General features: G+C 39.6%; 12 protein-coding genes and 1 pseudogene. 9 read left to right on the top strand and 4 right to left on the bottom strand.

The features are described from left to right. The first annotated feature begins 38 nt into the window (after positions 1-38). The 4 genes and pseudogenes from CCK98_RS00480 (at position 39) to CCK98_RS00465 (ending at position 6,339) form a co-directional block, all read left to right on the top strand. Complete coding sequence (locus CCK98_RS00480) at positions 39-2,375, top strand: helix-turn-helix domain-containing protein (protein WP_218780138.1); 2,337 nt, start codon at positions 39-41, stop codon at positions 2,373-2,375. 334 nt (positions 2,376-2,709) lie between these two features. After that, positions 2,710-4,152 (top strand): annotated as a pseudogene (locus CCK98_RS00475) (MFS transporter). Positions 4,153-4,212: 60 nt separating this feature from the next. After that, entirely contained in the window at positions 4,213-5,400 is a 1,188-nt protein-coding gene (locus CCK98_RS00470; RefSeq protein WP_088090239.1) for an amidohydrolase, read from the top strand. A 165-nt stretch (positions 5,401-5,565) separates the two neighbouring features. Continuing rightward, a complete protein-coding gene (locus CCK98_RS00465; protein WP_088084841.1) occupies positions 5,566-6,339 on the top strand; it encodes an IclR family transcriptional regulator in 774 nt (257 codons plus the stop codon). Positions 6,340-6,437: 98 nt separating this feature from the next. Here CCK98_RS00465 and CCK98_RS00460 read toward each other — a convergent pair whose 3' ends face one another. Then, the gene (locus CCK98_RS00460; protein ID WP_088084840.1) at positions 6,438-7,217 is read right to left on the bottom strand and encodes a 3D domain-containing protein; all 780 of its coding nucleotides are present in this window, start codon (positions 7,215-7,217) and stop codon (positions 6,438-6,440) included. Between the two features lie 365 nt (positions 7,218-7,582). Further along, entirely contained in the window at positions 7,583-8,500 is a 918-nt protein-coding gene (locus CCK98_RS00455; RefSeq protein ID WP_088084839.1) for an aldo/keto reductase family oxidoreductase, read from the bottom strand. A gap of 331 nt (positions 8,501-8,831) precedes the next feature. On the opposite strand from CCK98_RS00455, the gene CCK98_RS00450 reads away from it, so the two are divergent. After that, the gene (locus CCK98_RS00450; RefSeq protein ID WP_088084838.1) at positions 8,832-10,379 is read left to right on the top strand and encodes an NAD(P)/FAD-dependent oxidoreductase; all 1,548 of its coding nucleotides are present in this window, start codon (positions 8,832-8,834) and stop codon (positions 10,377-10,379) included. An 86-nt stretch (positions 10,380-10,465) separates the two neighbouring features. Here the strand turns inward: CCK98_RS00450 and CCK98_RS00445 are convergent, their stop codons facing one another. Further along, on the bottom strand, positions 10,466-11,005 hold the full coding sequence (locus CCK98_RS00445) for a helix-turn-helix domain-containing protein (RefSeq protein ID WP_088084837.1): 540 nt from the start codon (positions 11,003-11,005) through the stop codon (positions 10,466-10,468). A 44-nt stretch (positions 11,006-11,049) separates the two neighbouring features. After that, positions 11,050-11,757, bottom strand: coding sequence for a 23S rRNA pseudouridine(2604) synthase RluF (rluF, locus tag CCK98_RS00440; protein WP_088084836.1), 708 nt, complete (start codon positions 11,755-11,757; stop codon positions 11,050-11,052). A gap of 286 nt (positions 11,758-12,043) precedes the next feature. On the opposite strand from rluF, the gene CCK98_RS00435 reads away from it, so the two are divergent. The 4 genes from CCK98_RS00435 (at position 12,044) to CCK98_RS00420 (ending at position 18,138) form a co-directional block, all read left to right on the top strand. Further along, entirely contained in the window at positions 12,044-13,783 is a 1,740-nt protein-coding gene (locus CCK98_RS00435; RefSeq protein WP_088084835.1) for an LPXTG cell wall anchor domain-containing protein, read from the top strand. Positions 13,784-14,274: 491 nt separating this feature from the next. Continuing rightward, entirely contained in the window at positions 14,275-16,071 is a 1,797-nt protein-coding gene (locus CCK98_RS00430; RefSeq protein ID WP_088084834.1) for a hypothetical protein, read from the top strand. Between the two features lie 118 nt (positions 16,072-16,189). Next, a complete protein-coding gene (locus tag CCK98_RS00425; RefSeq protein WP_088084833.1) occupies positions 16,190-16,645 on the top strand; it encodes a hypothetical protein in 456 nt (151 codons plus the stop codon). A 305-nt stretch (positions 16,646-16,950) separates the two neighbouring features. Beyond that, positions 16,951-18,138 (top strand): L,D-transpeptidase family protein, encoded by a 1,188-nt coding sequence (locus tag CCK98_RS00420; protein ID WP_088084832.1) that lies wholly within the window; start codon positions 16,951-16,953, stop codon positions 18,136-18,138. The last annotated feature ends 123 nt before the right edge of the window (positions 18,139-18,261 follow it).

Genomic DNA, 18,261 nt, shown 5'->3' with positions numbered 1-18,261 from the left:
TCCGCTAAGACAGTTCACATTTGTTAGGGGTGAGTGGGTTGGATCCATTGTCAGATTTTCAAATATCATTTCAACATATTGAGTTACTAGTTCCTAGAGTAAATAAAGGGATTCAATTTATTCTGGTAATTAGTGGTAAATTATTAATAGAAACATCTAGTCGCTTTTATCATATGGTAGAAAATGATTTGCTTGTCATTAATCGTAATCAGCTTTACCAGGTCCAGGGGAGTGAAAATAATAGGGTAATGATACTAACCATTTCGGATGCCTTCATGGACCATCATTACGGGGACTATCGAAATCGGCGATTTGACTGCTATTCTAGAGAAATTGATCTGGGAAGAGAAGATATGATTTTTTCAATTCGCAAGCTACTTGCAAATGTGATGATTAGTTATTATAGACAAGATGAAAGCTATCGAATTGAGGTGAAAAGCTATATCTGTCAAATGTTACTTATCCTGATTCGTAGTTTTAAAGAAGAAGGCAGTGTTCTTGAGAAAATGGATACCGGGGATCTGCGTTTATCGCAAATCATTGACTATATGGAAGAAAACTATGACCAGATGATTACATTAGAGGAGATTGCTAAGAAATTTTTTCTTTCAACAGGCTATCTATCCCGCTATTTTAAACAGAAAATGGGGATGGGGTTTAGTCGTTTTTTAATGAATATCAGGCTTAAGCATAGTATGAAAGATTTGCTTTATACGTCTGACTCCATTTCGCAAATCGCCATGAATAATGGCTTCCCAAATACAAAGTCTTTATCAACTTTTTTTAAAGAAGTGTACGGAATGACCCCTCATGTATATCGAGAGAGCCATCCTGTACAAAAAGAAGATTCCGTTCAAAGCTATAGCAAAGAAGATGCTTCAAATCTTGTCCAATCACCAGAAATTGTAGCAAAATTAAGCAGCATGATTTTAGATGAACAAAAACCCTATACCCATTCAGAGACAAGATATGAAAAGTTGCCGGTAAACTTGTCCAAACCTGTGGCAATGAAATTAAATTGTCCTAATCACATTCTTAATATTGGAGAAATTATTGAATTATTAAAAGAAGATGTCCGATCTCAAGTACTAGATGTGAAAAAGGATTTGCAATTAAGGTATATCGGAGTTCGTCATCTTTTTAGCAATACAGCCATTCCTCCTGAGGTGGAGACAGATGAAGAGATTCCGACAACATCTCCGTATTTTAATATTGATAGTGCTTTGGAATTCATGAAAAAGCATGATTTATCTTTGTTTGTACGGGCCGATTATATGGATATTTCGAGAAATGAAGAGGGATATTTTACAAAACTCAGTCAATTCATCAGACATTGTTTGCAACTGTACGGAGAATTGTTTATTAAGCAATGGCATGTGATGTTTTATGAGCCGTACTATACTGGAGTCGAAGCAAAAGAACTTCAGAGGGTGTATTTAAAACTTCACGAAGTATTGAAAACAATTATCCCTTCCATTCAGGTAGGAGTGTATATGCCTTTTTCTTTCCGTAAAGAAAAGACAAGTGATAATCATGCATGGCAGCTAGATTATGGCGTGTCTATTGATTTTATCGGTTATAACGCTAACCAAAATGAGGTCATTGATTTTAAAGAAATGGCGGATACTAAGTTCGATTTAGCAAAGGATTATATTAAAGAAAAAACCGATAAGATGAAGTATTATTTAAAAAGGAACAATATGGAAAAACCGCTTCATCTCGTATCATGGAACACGTTGTCTGGAAATACTAGGTATACGAACGGCACTTTTTTTCGAGGAGCATTGGTCTTGAAAAATGTCTTAGATATAGCCAGTGACGTGAAAACAGTTGCTCTCTGGATTAATACCATCGTACATGAAGATGCAGGAAAAGATAAGCGATATCGAATGGATGGCGTAGAATTATTCCATTATCTAAACGGAAAACGCCCAGCGTATTTTGCATTGATGTTTTTAAAACGCCTACATGGCGAGATTGTTGCACATGGTCAGGATTACGTAATGACAAAGAATGAGCGGGGATATCAATTGATTCTGATGAATTGTAATATCATCAATCCGTATTTCTCCGTTGAAGAGACCTTTCTTCAAAAACTCAATAAAGAAATTCACGTAACAATTACTGGAATGCCTAAAGGGGAATATCAAATACGCAAGCATGTATTTGATAAAGATCATGGAGCTTTGTATACAAAATGGTGGAACTTGAACAGTAAGCATGGTATGGATGCTGAAATTATTGATTATATTATTAATTCCAGCAGGCCTTCCTTAGAAATCTTCGATGAATCCATTGAAGATGATTGGTCATTTTATTCCTATTTAACAAGCAATGCTATTCACTTTTTCGATATTCGAAAAACCTATCGATAAGATTGATACAATAAATATCGAAATGAGGACAACCTAAAAGGGTCTAACCCCGCGGCCTTATACACTTGAAATGTATATAGGATGGCGGGTGTGGACCCTTTCCTTGTTGGGAATGGCAAAAATCGACCCTATTATTTTTACCTCATAAAACTGCAGGTTAATTATTTTACACTTTGTTATGTTGATTTACATAAAAATTGACTCACTTAAATACGCTTAAATTTTTATAATCAAGGTATAGAAACACAACCATGTGTTCCTGTTAGTTATTAAGTGCTTTAAGGTTCATTCATTAGGAGAATACAAACTTAATTAAAGTGTAGGGGGTTTAACCATGGAGACAAATTATAAAGGTACAGATAAGATGATCACAGGGATTGTGTTCGGCGTTATCACATTTTGGCTTTTTGCACAAGCAATGGTCAATGTGGTCCCGGCCGTTCAAGAAGATTTGGGGATTACATCCGGAACATTGAATATAGCCATCAGCTTAACAGCCTTATTTTCTGGAATGTTTATCGTAGCGGCTGGTGGGCTCGCAGATAAAATTGGCCGCAAAAAAATTACCTATCTCGGGTTAATTTTAAGCGTTGTCGGTTCCCTTTGCCTAGTATTAGCGCAAGGAGCGACATTGTTAATTATCGGACGTATCATTCAAGGACTTTCCGCAGCTTGAATTATGCCATCAACGATTGCCTTAATGAAAGCTTACTTTGATGGAAAAGATAGACAACGTGCCCTTAGTTACTGGTCCATTGGATCTTGGGGCGGTTCAGGGGTATGTTCGTTTGCAGGTGGTGCCATTGCAACTTATATGGGATGGAGATGGATCTTTATCTTCTCTATTGTATTTGCCCTTCTCGCCATGTGGCTGATTAAAGATACACCTGAAAGTAAAGCAGAAGGAACCGGTGAGTTTAAATTCGATTATAGTGGTTTAGCTATCTTTATCGTCACCATGATCGCATTAAACGTTTTTATTACATTTGGTGCGGACTTAGGCTGGACAAGCCCAACTTCCATCATCTCTGCCATTATTACCATTATTGGAGCTATTGTCTTCTTCAAAGTTGAAAAAAGGAAAAAGATTGCACTAATTGATTTCTCTTTATTTAAAAATAAACCATACGCAGGTGCCACATACTCAAACTTTTTGTTAAATGCGGTAGCCGGAACGCTCGTTGTGGCAAATACGTATGTTCAAGTCGGTCGAGGATTCACTGCATTTCAGTCAGGGATGCTATCCATTGGATACTTAGTGGCGGTGCTTGGCATGATTCGTGTCGGAGAGAAAATCCTGCAAAGAATGGGTGCGAAATTACCAATGATTTGGGGCGCTGTTATCACGACTGTTGGTGTAGCGGTTATGGGTTTAACCTTCTTGCCTGATTTTGCTTATACCGTTGTCGTATTCATTGGGTTTGCCTTATTTGGTCTTGGACTTGGGGTATATGCGACGCCGTCTACAGATACATCCGTATCCAATGCCCCATCCAACAAAGTGGGTGAAGCAGCTGGGATTTATAAAATGGCAAGCTCACTAGGCGGAGCATTCGGTGTTGCCATTTCCGCAACGGTTTATAGTTCAGTTGCAGCGGCTGGAAGTGTTGAAACTGCTGCATCCATTGGGATCATTGTAAATGTGATTTTTGGGGTGCTTTCTATTCTATCGATTATGATTATGGTTCCTAATAGTGCAGGAAAACCTTCAGAGGCTTCATCGACAAAGTCAAGACGCACACCAAAACCAAAACCAACACCGTCAGAAAGTCACTAATTGAAAGAATAGAATGGAGATTCCTTTCATTCTTTGCCATCAAAAGGGGAGACGAAAATGATGAAAAGCGAATTAATGAGCATGTTAGAATCACGTAAGGAAGAAATAATCAAAATCCGCCGCCATTTACATGAAAATCCTGAGGTCTCTTTTAAAGAGGAGAAAACGGCTCAGTATATTGCAGATTTTTATAAAGGGAAAGATGTTGACATACAAACGAATGTTGGAAATGGTTATGGTATGATCGTAACGATTAAAGGTGGAAGACCTGGAAAAACCATTGGTCTTCGTGCTGACTTTGATGCACTTCCAATTGTAGAAGAAGCGGATGTGCCGTTTAAGTCAAAGAATGAAGGTGTCATGCATGCGTGCGGACATGACGGACATACGGCTTACCTGTTAGTTTTGGCTGATTGCTTAATTCAATTAAAAGACTCCATCCCAGGTACCATCAAAATCATTCACCAACATGCAGAAGAAGTTCCGCCAGGTGGGGCAAAAAGTATTGTCGAATCTGGCTTGATTGATGACTTAGATGCCATTTATGGCATTCATTTGTTACCGATGGGACCTGCGGGAACTGTAGGATATCATGCGGGGTATTCCTTCAATGGACGAGCTTACATGAAATTGAAAGTTCAAGGAAGAGGTGGACATGGTTCCTCTCCTCATTTAGCTAACGATGCCATTGTTGCTGCTGCACATTTTGTTACAGCTGCTCAAACCATCGTTAGCCGCAGATTAAGTCCATTCGATGTCGGTGTGATCACAATCGGATCCTTTGATGGAAAAGGGACATTCAACGTAATCAAGGACAGCGTCGAACTTGAAGGCGATATTCGCTATATGACTGTAGAAACAAAAGAAACGATTGAGAAAGAAGTTAAACGGATTGTAAGAGGAATTGAAGAAGAATTTGGCATAACATGTGAGCTTACTTATGCCCCAGATTATCCACCTTTATACAACAACCCGGAGCTTACGGCAATGGTTGCAGAAAGTTTACGAAGCATAAATGATAAAGATATAAAAGAAGTAAAAGAATTTCCGGCTATGTCTCCATCCGAAGACTTTGCTTATTATGCTGAAAAATTCCCTGCCTGCTTCTTTTACATCGCATGCACACCAAAAGGAGTAGAAAATCCTTACTTCAATCATCATCCAAAATTTGATATCGATGAAGATGCACTCCTAGTAGCTGCTAAAGCTGTTGGACAAGTGGTTTGCAGTTATTATCAATTAGATTAAAAAATTTAAAAAAACCTATCACATCCGCTATTAGATTCAGTATGTGATAGGTTTTTTTGCATGGACAGTGACACGATATTAGTACCACCTTTGTAGAAACTGGATGCCATTTGACTAATTTCAGTTATAATAGAATGAATAGATTGGAGGAAGGAGTACATATTTTTGAACAACGATAAACAGGATCAAACGAAAACATCCAATATTCAAGTGATCACTCGTGCGGCTAAAATACTAAGGGCTCTTAGAGACCATCCAAAAGGATTAAGCCTATCGAAAATTGCTAAAGAAGTAGGTCTGGCCAGATCGACGGTTCAAAGAATTGTGACTGCTCTTGAACAGGAGAGGTTAGTTTCAGCAGCTTCCGCTAATGAAGGTTTCTGTCTTGGGCCAGAGATTGCGTTGCTAGCGGCTGCGGTCCAGAGTGATTTAAGAGAAGAAGTCAGGCCATTTTTAATAGAACTATCACGTCAAGTTAATGAAACGGTAGACCTGTCCGTTTTAGATAACAGTAAGGTGCTTTTTGTGGATCAAATAATCGCACCGCATCCATTGCAAGCAACTTCACAACCTGGTGCGTCTTTTCCATTACATTGCACGGCAAACGGAAAGGCGATACTGGCCTCCTTACCTATAGCAGAGGTTGAGAAATTAATACCGCTGGACATGCAACAGTTCAATGATCAGACAATTACAAGCCGGTATGAACTGTTAAAGGAATTAGAAGTGGTTCGTAAAGAGGGAGTAGCTTTTGCCAGGGAAGAGCATATTCAAGGAATTTGTGCAGTGGGCGCAGTTATTTTTGATCGAATGGGAAATTTAAGTGCTATCTCGATTCCGCTCCCCTCCATTCGTTTTTATGGCAATGAAGAGAAGCTAGCGGCTGCCCTCCTTCATACATGTCAAACGATTAACCAGCACTTTAATAACAAATATTGAAGGATGGATATCATTGATCTTCGTTATGGCTAAAATGAAAAAGGACCACGAAATGATATTTCGGGTCCTTTGAATCTTCTGGCTAACATACGGGTATGTTAGTTTAAAATGGTTACCTTTAATTGTTTTACCCCAAAATTGATGGCATCTTGTTCAGCAGGAATAAAGACATCAATTCGATTGCCTTTAATAGCCCCGCCAGTATCTGCAGCCGTTGCTTCACCATAGCCTTCTACATAAACTTTACTGCCAAGCGGTATAACCGATGGGTCAACTGCGATGACTTTTGCATTTGGATTTGCTTTAAGGTTAATTCCAGTTGCCGTAGTACCAGAACATCCCTCACACGAAGCCGTATAGGCTGTAGCCCTCACTGTAATTTCTCTTGAACTTGTATTAGTAGTTGAAGCAGCTTCTACCGCTGGTTCACTTTCTTTTGGTGCTTGCGCTGCAGGCTTTCCTGATGCTGTAGGTGCAGCAGGCTTCGTTTGTTTTTCTGATACAGCCGTATTAGTAGTATTTAAACCTTCATAGATTAATAGATTTAATCCAGGATGGATGAGATCGGTAGTTAATTTGTTCCATTCTTTAAGTTGCGAAACAGTTACCTGATAATCAAGGGATATATCCCATAGTGTGTCACCTTGTTTAACAGCATAATGTTTTTCCGGTGCAATGGTTAGTATATCTCCAGGGTGAATTAGATCCGTAGTAAGATGATTTAACTTTTGGATATTTTCTAAAGATGTATTATTTGCGCGTGATAGATCCCAAAGGGTATCCCCTTTTTGTACTGTTACTGTTGCAGCTTGTACATTAGCACTTACAGTTACTGAGAGTACAGCAACTGCTATAATTGAAATAATTTTTTTAAGCATTCTTTTACCCTCCATGTTCTTTGGTTGCTAAGTTTTTATCATCGTAACATAGATTTTTCTGAAACAAAGAACAGGGAGATGTTAAATCGTTTACATCCGTGGCAATAGTATTGCGATAGTATTTCTAAATTCATTTAATAATCTGAGAATACATCCCTCCAAGGCTTCTAAAATGCAAAAGACCCAGTAGGAGTCCTATCTGGGCGCGTTACTTCTATTTTTACAATAGTGTTACATAAAATGAATTTTAAGTTTATATTATCCTATTATTTTCCTTAAATACCATTTGTTTTTTTCTTTAAAAACTAATTTCCCATCAAAACAAGGCACAGCATTCGCCGTGCCTTGTTTTTTGGAGTGTTTATTTACGGGAGAATATTGCCTGCTGCACGATAGATACGGTACCATTCTTCACGTGTTAACTGAACTTCGCTTGCCTTACAGCAGTCCTTTAATCTGTCGATATTCATCGTTCCGATCACAGGCTGCATGTGGGCGGGATGACGTAACAGCCAGGCGGTAGCGATGGTCGTGTTGCTCACTTCATATTTGGCGGCAATTTCATCGATCTGCTGATTCAATTCTGGGAATTTGTCGTTTTCAAGGAATACTCCTTCAAAGAATCCATATTGGAATGGAGACCAAGGTTGAATGGTAATTTCATTTAGTCTGCAAAAATCGAGGATGCTGCCGTCCCGGTTAATTGCAGAATCATTTTCCATGTTTACATTGATGCCATTAGAAATCATATTGGCGTTGGTAATACTTAATTGCAATTGGTTAGCCACAAGTGGCTGCTTCACAAATTTCTGAAGCAGTTGGATCTGCATCGGATTTTGATTGGAGACACCAAAATGGCGCACTTTTCCTGATCTCTCAAGGGTATCAAAGGCCTCGGCAACCTCTTCAGGTTCGACCAGCGCATCCGGGCGGTGCAGAAGGAGAACATCAAGATATTCGGTGTTCAGCCGTTTCAAGATTCCGTCGACTGATTCTAAAATATATTCTTTCGAAAAATCAAACATTCCCTTGCGAATGCCGCATTTGGATTGCAGGATGATTTTTTCACGAATTTCCGCGTTCATGTGGATGGCATCTGCAAAAATTTCTTCACATGTTCCGCCTCCATATATGTCCGCATGGTCGAAGAAGTTTGCCCCTTCTTCTAAAGCAGATTGGACAAAGCGTTCAGCCTCTGTTTTTTCTAGCGAGTTAATACGCATACAGCCAACTGCTATGACTGGCACCTCTAATGAACTGCTACCTAATTTAATGGTTCTCATCATTTGTTTCCTCCAATTTGTTATACTTGGCGAACGATGTCGATAGGTAATGCGGATATTCGACTATTTCTTCCAACCACATTACCAGAATGAGTGAAACTATTTTTACCTATTCTTCCCTATTTTGACACATGGGTTTAGTAATAGGCAATTTTTAAACAGCAGCGGCTACATCCATATCGAAGTAGCGATAAAAAAATAAATCCGGAAACAGGCTTCCTGCCTCAAGCAAATCAACCGGCCATGCATATTTTAATGGTAATTACTATTACACGATAGTTAATCGATCATTTAGCATGGTTTTATTTTTGCATAAAGGGGCTGGTTTTTCTTGGCACGAACGCCATTGGCAAGTATACTGCAGAAATCATTTTTGTTGGCAGGTACTGAAACGAAGAAACCATTAAGTACTGGACAAGCTATTACGCTAGATAATAATAATTTACAAAATGCTCTACTTACACCACAAAATTATACGAATGAGGGTGGAAAGGCTGCTCCTAGGATCGTCATTGTAGGAGCCGGATTGGCAGGTCTCACGAGTGCTTATCGACTTAAACAGGCTGGGATCACATCAACTATTTATGAAGCGACCGATCGGGTTGGGGGACGTTGTTGGACAAGAAGAGGGTACTTCAACGACGAGCAAATTGTCGAGCGTGGCGGAGAATTAATAGATACCTGCCATATCGAAATTCAAGAACTCGCCAAAGAGTTGGGATTAGAATTAGATAATTTAATCATGACAGAACCCGTTAACACCAAACCATTTTATTTTTTTGATCAACGCCCTTACTCCTTTGATGAAGTAACTAATGATTTTATAAAAATCCTCCCTAAACTACAAAAGGATCTGAAAGCAGTGGGTGAAACGACCCTTTATAATAGTTATACTGAGCGAGGATTTGAACTCGATCATATGTCTATAGTCGATTATATCAATGAGACGGTACAAGAAGGCATCCATTCAAGATTTGGTAAATTACTAGCGCTTGCCTATTCCATTGAAAATGGAGCGGATGCTCACCAGCAAAGTGCCTTAAATCTACTTTATATGTTAGGGTTTGCACAAAATGAGCCCTTTCGAATGTACGGTGATTCAGATGAATGCTTTCATATAAGGGGAGGGAATGACCAACTCCCTGCTTTATTAGCAAAAAAACTTCAGGGGCAAATCGTATGTAATGCCCAATTGATTAAGGTTGAACAGTCCATTCAAAATAAAATAACGCTTATTTTTCGAAATAAAGAAAAGGAATGGAAGGTCATAGCCGATAAAGTTATTCTTGCTCTCCCTTTTAGTATTTTAAGAACGATAGATTATGAGAATGCAAGATTTCGTCCGTTAAAGGAAACAGCAATTGAAGAGCTCGGAATGGGGGTAAACACAAAACTTCATGTACAATTTGTTAATCGGTTCTGGAATGTGCTTGGAAATAATGGTGAAACATTTGCGGATACAGGCTATCAACAGACCTTTGAATCATCTCGATCTCAACCAGGTAATTCAGGAATTCTTGTTAACTTCCTAGGAGGTGAAACAGCGGCGCAACTGCTTGCTTCCACAGATCGAGAATTAGAAGAGAAGACGAAAGAACTTTTGGACAAGCTTGAGCCAGTACTGCCTGGAAGTAATAATAAATGGAATGGTTTAGCAACCGTAGAACATTGGCTAAGTAACCAATGGACTAAAGGAGCCTATTCCTATTGGAAAGTTGGCCAATATACAAAATTTGCTGGTATTTTGGGAGAGCGGGAAGGCAATATCCTCTTTGCCGGTGAGCACACTTCGATTAAGTTTCCTGGTTATTTAAATGGGGCGGTCGAGACTGGTGAGAGGGCAGCACATGAAGTAATCAATGATATAAAAGTAGATTAGAAAAAAAATGCTGACAAATATGGAATCTGTTGTTCCTATGTGTCAGCCTTTTTTATTGTGAATTTCTAAGGGAAAGCTAACGGTGTTTAGAAAATGTCATTTAGTTCGCTATCAGAATAGATGGAAATTAACACAACTGCTTTACCATCACCAATATTTTTTACGAAATGCGGGACACTAGCGTTCCAACTGAAGGAATCGCCTTCGTCAATGATCATTGAGTCTTCGCCTTGTTCGGCCAGGACTTTTCCCTCCAAAACCAAATGACATTCTTCTCCTTCATGGGCATTTAATTCACCCATGGAAGCACCAGCAGGGAATTCGACCAGCATCATTCTTAATCCACCTTTGGAGGTTAGATGCTCAACCTTCAAATGGTTAAAGGTGGAGTGAGTCCTTTCAGCCTTTCGAACGACGCGCATATGCTGCTTCTTTTCTAATAATAAATAAGGTAAAGGGATACCAAGAAAGGTTGCAATGGTTTGCAAAGTACTAATCGATGGTGAGGTGTTATTGTTCTCGACATTTGAGATAAACCCCTTTGAAAGTCCAGTCCCCTCACACATTTGCGCAATGGTGATTTTTTTTCTATTACGTATTGCACGGATTTTCGATCCAATATCCAAATGATCCACCTCAAAGGTTTCCAATTAAAAAACATAATTCTATTTTACCATTCTTTCGGCTGATAGTTTAAGTCTGCAAACAATTGATTGCGTTCTTTCTTAGATAGGTCGCGCCACTGTCCGATCGGTAGATTGCCTAAATGAATATTCATGATTCGCGTCCGCTGCAACCTGACAACTCCATAGCCAAGGGCAGAACACATTCGGCGGATTTGCCGATTTAGACCCTGTGTTAAGATGATTTGAAATACATATTTAGACAATTGCGTTACTTTACATGGTAATGTCTTTGTATCTAGAATCTCCACACCCGCTGCCATTCTCTTTAAAAATTCAGGTGTGATCGGTTTGTCGACTGTCACGATATATTCTTTTTCGTGCCTATTTTCGGCACGCAAAATCTCGTTAACAATATCTCCATCATTCGTTAAGAGAATTAATCCATCTGATTCTTTATCTAAACGGCCAATATGGAAAATCCGTAAGGGATGATTGACCAAATCAATGATATTTCCCTTTATATGTCTTTCCGTTGTGCTGGTAATCCCAACGGGTTTATTTAAAGCGATATAGACATAGTTTTTAGCCACTTTAATCGGGCTGCCGCTAATACGGACATCATCCCCGGGCTCAACCTGGCTCCCGATCACCGCAACTTTTCCATTAATCGTAACTCTTCCTTCACTAATTAACTTATCTGCTCCTCTTCTAGATGCCTTGCCAGACTCGCTAATAAATTTATTAATACGCATGATACACACCCTTAAGTGGAGAATTGTAAGTTTACCATACCCAACTACTGCCTTTTTTTCAAGTCTTCGGTGCCTGACACCGTTTTAAGTTTTATATAGAACTTATCTTTTAAACCATTGATTATAAAAATTGAAAATATAAGAAAATGAAAGAAAAACGTATTATAGTGAAAGAAAAACGTTCTTTATAGTGAAAAACAACAAAAAACAGGGATTTTATTTTTATATTTTGTTCTATATAATGAACTTAATGTTCGATATAATTTATTTGAAGGGAGGGAAAAGGATGCTTAAAAAGCTCGTTCTTGCTATTTTATTATTCCAATTCTCTACAATGGGATTACATGCTGGGTATGCAGCTGCAGAAGAAACTGTTGCTGCTGATACAGACAGTACTGGGTACACAGAGGCTAATATTCCATCAGATTCGCCGGAGGGAGTTGTAGATGTCGAATTAAGTCAGACATCTACACTAGCAGAAGAACCAATTGAATCACCCGAACAGCAAAATGAAAATACGGCTGAGCAGGATCAAGTTGCACCATCAGATGCAGGACAAGATAAGCCTGCCACAAGTGAACAGAAAGATGCCGTTTCTGAAGATACTATGGATCAGAACCAATCAACAGATACATACGGTAATCAATCACAAGATGTAAATGGTGAGGCAGAGGTTGTCCAAAACCAAATGGCGAATGATGCCGTTTGTCAAGAGCAATCCGTCAGTGCATCTGTTTCCTGTAATGACAAACTTGATAGTGATGTAAATGGAGACTTAGACCAAAGCCAAATCACTAAAATTGAGGCTGGTCAACTGCAATCAGGTGTTTCGTCTGGAAAAGTAGACGCAGACCAAAAGCAAGAGATCGATGTAACATCTGGTCAAACTCAAGAGGTCACTTTACCTTTAGGAGATCCTCTATCACAAAATCAAGGGACGAATGCATCAACAAGCCAGTCACAATCAATAAGCGCAGAAGAACAAGCTGTTTTCTTACAGGAGCAGTTAACAGGAGTGGGCATCAACCAAAGACAGCAGCTTAGCGCCTCTGAAACAAAGGTGGATGATCAGAAGCAGCAAACCATAATAGAAGCCCTGCAAAATCAATATTTGAGCACTTCTGGTTCTGCAAAGGTGGAACAAACCCAAACAGCAGAAGTCAAAAGTAAAGTGGTCGATACATTAAAGAAAATCGTAGAAACTGGAGTGAGTGTAACAACCAGAAACTATGTTGAGATTGTCAAGGATTCCGTTAGCAGTATGGTAAAAGTCTTCCAAGAAATCGTCGTAAATAATGAGTTGGTTGATTTGTATTATCATCAGTTTAAATTAGATGGTACAGAAATCAGCGATGCACCTCAACATAAATACGAGAAGCAATTTGATTGGGGAAATCTTGTTGTTGAAAATTCAGCAATGGTTCATTTTAATGAAGAATTACAAAGTTTTGAGACAACAATGAGCAGTTTTTTAGGGATTACATTTTTTGTAAATTTGTTTAATAATGATGACAAGCCAGATTCAAACAATGGAGGAGATCCAGTAACACCACCTCCAGGAGAAAATGAAAATCCGCCACAAGGCGGAGATAATGGAGGAGATCCAGTAACACCACCTCCAGGAGAAAATGAAAAGCCGCCACCAGGTGGAGATAATGGAGGAGATCCAGTAACACCGCCTCCAGGAGAAAATGAAAATCCGCCACAAGGCGGAGATAATGGAGGAGACCCGGTAACACCGCCTCCAGGGGAAAATGAAAATCCGCCACAAGATAGCGGTAATGGAGGAGATGTAGTAACTTCACCTCCAGTTGAAAATGGGCAAGTATCATCTCCAACCACTGAAACAGAAGTACAAAAACCTGCTGAATCTAAACCAGAAAATGTAATTTATACAGCTGCAGTGTCAGATAAGGCAAATTCACTGCCGATTACAGCTTCAAATACCTATAATTACCTTATCTTTGGGTTGCTTTTGGTTACAGCGGGCTCCGTATTCGTATTAATTAGGAGGAAAAGGGTGTAACCGTTCCTTCAAAAGAGAATACAAGATTACCAGTTTAAAATGGATGCTATATGAGCGTAAGATTGACATTGTCAATCTTACGCTCATTTTTTTTACCCAAATGTGACTAATGAAAAATCAATTGTTGTTCCTTATAAAGAACGAAAAGGTATTTCTAATTACTTTATAGCAGGAAAAATTTATAGTTTGTTTAGCTATATTTTTATCTTTTTAAAGGCTGTGTTAGAGGTCATTATTGATTTTATAGCCATGTTGATTGGAGCGGCAGGAGCTTAGCGCCGAGGAGGCTCCCCGGACCGCCCGCGCCTGGAGAGAGCCTTTTTAAAAAATGAAAAATAAAGAAAAAGAGAGATATACCTTAATAACGAACGAAAATTGTTCTTTATAAGGAAAAAACGGCCGGATATGGGGTTTTTCTTACATCATACGAAGGTCGTATACTAATTGTGGGAAACAAATTTCCAAATATTTATAAAGTGGAGGAATGAAAGGTGAAAAATTATTTGAAAATTAAAAACGTACTGAACATGAAGAAAGTAGTTAGCGTAGGTGTAATTGCAGGAACTTTACTCGGTTCTACCTCTGCTTTTGCATCTTCTGGTGTAAACCAAAAACATGTCGCCAATTCTAACCAATATGGAGCTAGCGTTGCGTTAGGAACATTTATATCGCAAAATCAAGGCGCTGGTGATGCAACAGGCCAATTCCAAACGGCTACACATTCCTTTAAAACAAAGGAAAAACAAAAGGCGTCAAAAACATCTGTTCAACTTCAAGGAGCAGCTGGTGCCCTTATTAGCCAAAATCAAGGGGCATCAAAACTATCCTATCAAGATCAGAATGCAACCTATGATTTTAAATCAAAACAAAAACAAAGTTCTAAAGATAGTTCACTTCAAGGCCAAGGTGCATTGGGCGCGCTAATTTTGCAAGCTCAAGGATCTGGCAGCGAGACAGGTCAATATCAAAATACAAGCGGTGCCTTTAATAACCAAGACCAATCTAGCAAGAATAAAAATGCTCAACTTCAAGGTGCATTGGGTGTTTTAATTGGTCAGGGTCAAGGCTCTGGAAATTCTAATGTTCAAGATCAATCAGCGGGTGGTTTTGGCAACAGCCAAGGTCAAGCTTCTGTCAATAAAGGGGCACAAGCTCAAGGTGCATTAGGTGCTCTTATCGGTCAACTTCAAGGTTCTGCAAATGTTGGAGACCAAACACAAGTGGCAACTGGGGCCAAAAATGATCAAGCTCAAGCGAACGTTAATGTTGGCTCTCAAGGTCAAGCAGCAGGAGGCCTATTGATTGGTCAATTACAAGGTTCTGCTAACAGTTCATCACAATATCAAGACGCTTATGGGTATAAAAATGATCAAGCCCAAGTAAATGCAACAGTAACTGAACAAGACCAATTAGCTCTTGGTGCAGGCATTCTTCAAGCTCAAGGATCTGCAAATGATTCAGTGCAAAATGCTGTTGCCGATGGCAAAAAGAATGATCAAGTTCAAGCTGCTGTAGGTGTTACTGAACAAGACCAAGCTGCCGTTGGAGTAGGCGTAGTTCAAGGTCAAGGTTCTGCTAACAGTACAGAACAAGATACATGGGCTGAAGGAAAATATAACAACCAAGCTCAAGGATCAGTGGATGCTACTTCCCAAGCTCAAGAAGGAGCTTTCGGTGCAAGCCAGGGTCAAGGTTCTGAAAACGCTACTACCCAAGTGGCTGATACAACTGGTGTAGCCAATGATCAAGTTCAAGAATCAGCTAATGGAACAGCTCAAGAACAAGCTGGTGCATTAGGTACTGATCAAGAGCAAGCTTCTGGTAATGAAACAGTTCAAGTCGCTGTTTCAACAGGCGTAGCTAACGACCAAGCTCAAGTAGCAGCAACTGAAACAACTCAAGTTCAAGCAGCAGACTGCGGTGCGGACCAAGAGCAAGCTGCCGTTACTTCTACATCTCAGGAAGCTGATGCTACAGGCGTTGCTAACGACCAAGCTCAAGTAGCAGTAGCTGAAACTACTCAAACTCAAGCTGGAGAAGGCAATGTTGAACAAGACCAAGCAGCTGCTGAGGCTACTAGCCAATCTGCTACTACTGCAGGGGTAAATAATAATCAAACTCAAGCAGCAGAAACTACTACTCAACAAGCACAAGCTGCTTCTGGTAGTGCAAAACAAAGACAGGCTGCTAGCAGCACTAAAAACCAAACAGCAACTGCGGTTGGTGCTAACATCAGCCAAACTCAAGGTTCTAGCTCAGTTGTCATTCAAGGGCAAAGTGCACATTAATTTATAGCTTTAAAATGAATTCAGCTCCATCTGGTAATTTGCTGGATGGAGCTTTCTGTTAAAAAATGGTGCAGTCATTATTTCTTGATTATTATAGAAAACTTTGGAGGGTTTGGTTATGTTGAAAAAAAGCGTAGGTTCTTTATTGGCAGTTGGATTATTAACTGCAGGTATAGGCAGTGCCGCTAGTGCTGCAGAGGTTTCTCAAACTCAAAGTGTTACTCCATCTTGGAGTAAGTATTTCGGAATCCAGTCTACCACTAGTCACAGTTCAAGTGGAGTAAATGCAGGAAGCGCCAATGGTGCACAAGTGCAAGCTGCCAATACTTCAGGACCTGCAACAGCAACTCAAACAGGTACCACTTCTGTAGACCTGGGTGATAATAGTGCAAGTGGTGCTGTGGATCAAACAGCTGCTACTACAGAGCCAAGCCAAGTGATCCAGGCATCAGGAAGCCATTCGGTCGCAAACAGTGTTGATGTAACCCTTCGTAACGGCAAAACCATTCAGCACCAAACTGCGCATACGACAAATGTTCAGTTTTCATCTGTGGTGAAATTGCCAAGCAGATAAGGATGAGTTACAACTTGAGTTTGTAAGATTATGTCAATGAAAGAGAAGTAGGGTAAAGTTTTTTCTTTGCAGTGACAATACTTACATAATCTTCATAGCTAGAGAAGAGAGATTATCTCTCTTCTCCTTTTTTATACGATTTATTAAGAGATGGAATGAGAAGTAATATGTCGAAAAAGTAAAGATTTACAATCAAAATTTCTAAATAGGCAGGAAAATATCACCATTTTCTCTCCAATTTTTGACAAAATATTTTGATTACATATGTTACGTTTAGTAATAACTACATAATTGGGGAGATTACGATGAAAAAACTATCTATTATTTTTGTTTTGCTGTTCAGTGTATTCTTATTTACAAGCCAAGCAGATGCAAGCAGTGGGTCACAATTAATTATTATTAACAAAAAGACAAATACCCTTGCATTCTATGATAGTGGTAAATTAGTTAGAACATTCAGCGTTGCTACTGGAAGATCGAGGTCTCTTACACCAGAAGGGACTTTTAGAATTGTAACTAAGATCGTTAATCGCCCCTATTATAAATTGAAAATTCCGGGTGGGGATCCTCGCAACCCGCTAGGTAATCGGTGGCTGGGATTAGAAGCTCGGGGCACCTATGGTACCACCTATGCTATTCATGGGAATGCAAATGAAAATTCGATTGGTACTTATGCAAGTTCAGGTTGTGTACGGATGCACAATTCGGAAGTACGTTGGCTTTATAGCCATGTCAACAAGTACACATTGGTAGTCATCACCCATTCAAACAGCAGCTTTGATTCGATTGCAAAGGCCAACGGTTATGGCAGTGGCTGGGTGGAACTTAGCGGCAACAAGTATTATTATGTGGATGGCCAAGTAAAAACGGGCTGGCAGTCGATAGACGGAAAAAGGTATTTCTTTGATGAAGCTGGTGTGATGAAAACCGGTTGGATAACCCAGGGTGATAAGAAATATTATCTCGATAACAAAGGTGAAATGAAAACGGGCTGGCTGGACGATAATGGAAATAGGTATTTTCTCGATCAAACAGGTGCGATGAGAACGGGCTGGGTCGCAGACGGTGGGAAGGAATATTATCTTGATAACAAAGGTGTAATGAAAACAGGTTGGTTATCTATCACTGAGAATCGGTACTATCTTGATAGCAGCGGAGCTATGAAAACGGGCTGGCTAGCAGATGCTGGAGAATGGTACTATCTCGATAATTCAGGATTGATGAAAACGGGTTGGGTCAATTCGGAAGGCCGCTGGTTCTATCTCAATGGTAGTGGTGTCTTGAAAAATACTCAGGCTCTTGCCAACAACAGTCAGTGGGATTATCTCGACAAAAATGAAGAAGTAACGGCAGATCGGTCCAATTTATTAGAGGAAAAATACAAACTTAACAGTCAAGAGTCGGTAGTGACTGGTTGGTTGAATTATAAGGAGAAATGGTATTACCTGTATGTAGGTGCTGACATGGTTGCTAGCGCGATGAGTGAAGGGTAAATAGGTTTGGCAGGATATAATGCCTCATAGATTAATAGATAGCTTAAAGTGCCTCTAGCAGGCGCTTTTTTGCTGTGAAGCCATGAGTATTTGAAGGGATATAAACAAGCAAAAACCTACCCT

Origin of the sequence: Bacillus sp. OV166 (assembly GCF_900177675.1) — a bacterium.
Taxonomy (GTDB): domain Bacteria; phylum Bacillota; class Bacilli; order Bacillales; family Cytobacillaceae; genus Neobacillus.
Note: the sequence above shows the minus strand (reverse complement) of the source record. Positions and strands in the feature narration are given on the sequence as shown.

Excerpts from the sequence above, each read along its gene's own strand:
- CCK98_RS00470 (WP_088090239.1), top strand. The coding sequence starts at position 4,213 with ATGAAAAGCGAATTAATGAGCATGTTAGAATCACGTAAGGAAGAAATA.
- CCK98_RS00460 (WP_088084840.1), bottom strand. The coding sequence starts at position 7,217 with ATGCTTAAAAAAATTATTTCAATTATAGCAGTTGCTGTACTCTCAGTA.
- CCK98_RS00455 (WP_088084839.1), bottom strand. The coding sequence starts at position 8,500 with ATGAGAACCATTAAATTAGGTAGCAGTTCATTAGAGGTGCCAGTCATA.
- rluF (WP_088084836.1), bottom strand. The coding sequence starts at position 11,757 with ATGCGTATTAATAAATTTATTAGCGAGTCTGGCAAGGCATCTAGAAGA.
- CCK98_RS00435 (WP_088084835.1), top strand. The coding sequence starts at position 12,044 with ATGCTTAAAAAGCTCGTTCTTGCTATTTTATTATTCCAATTCTCTACA.
- CCK98_RS00425 (WP_088084833.1), top strand. The coding sequence starts at position 16,190 with ATGTTGAAAAAAAGCGTAGGTTCTTTATTGGCAGTTGGATTATTAACT.
- CCK98_RS00420 (WP_088084832.1), top strand. The coding sequence starts at position 16,951 with ATGAAAAAACTATCTATTATTTTTGTTTTGCTGTTCAGTGTATTCTTA.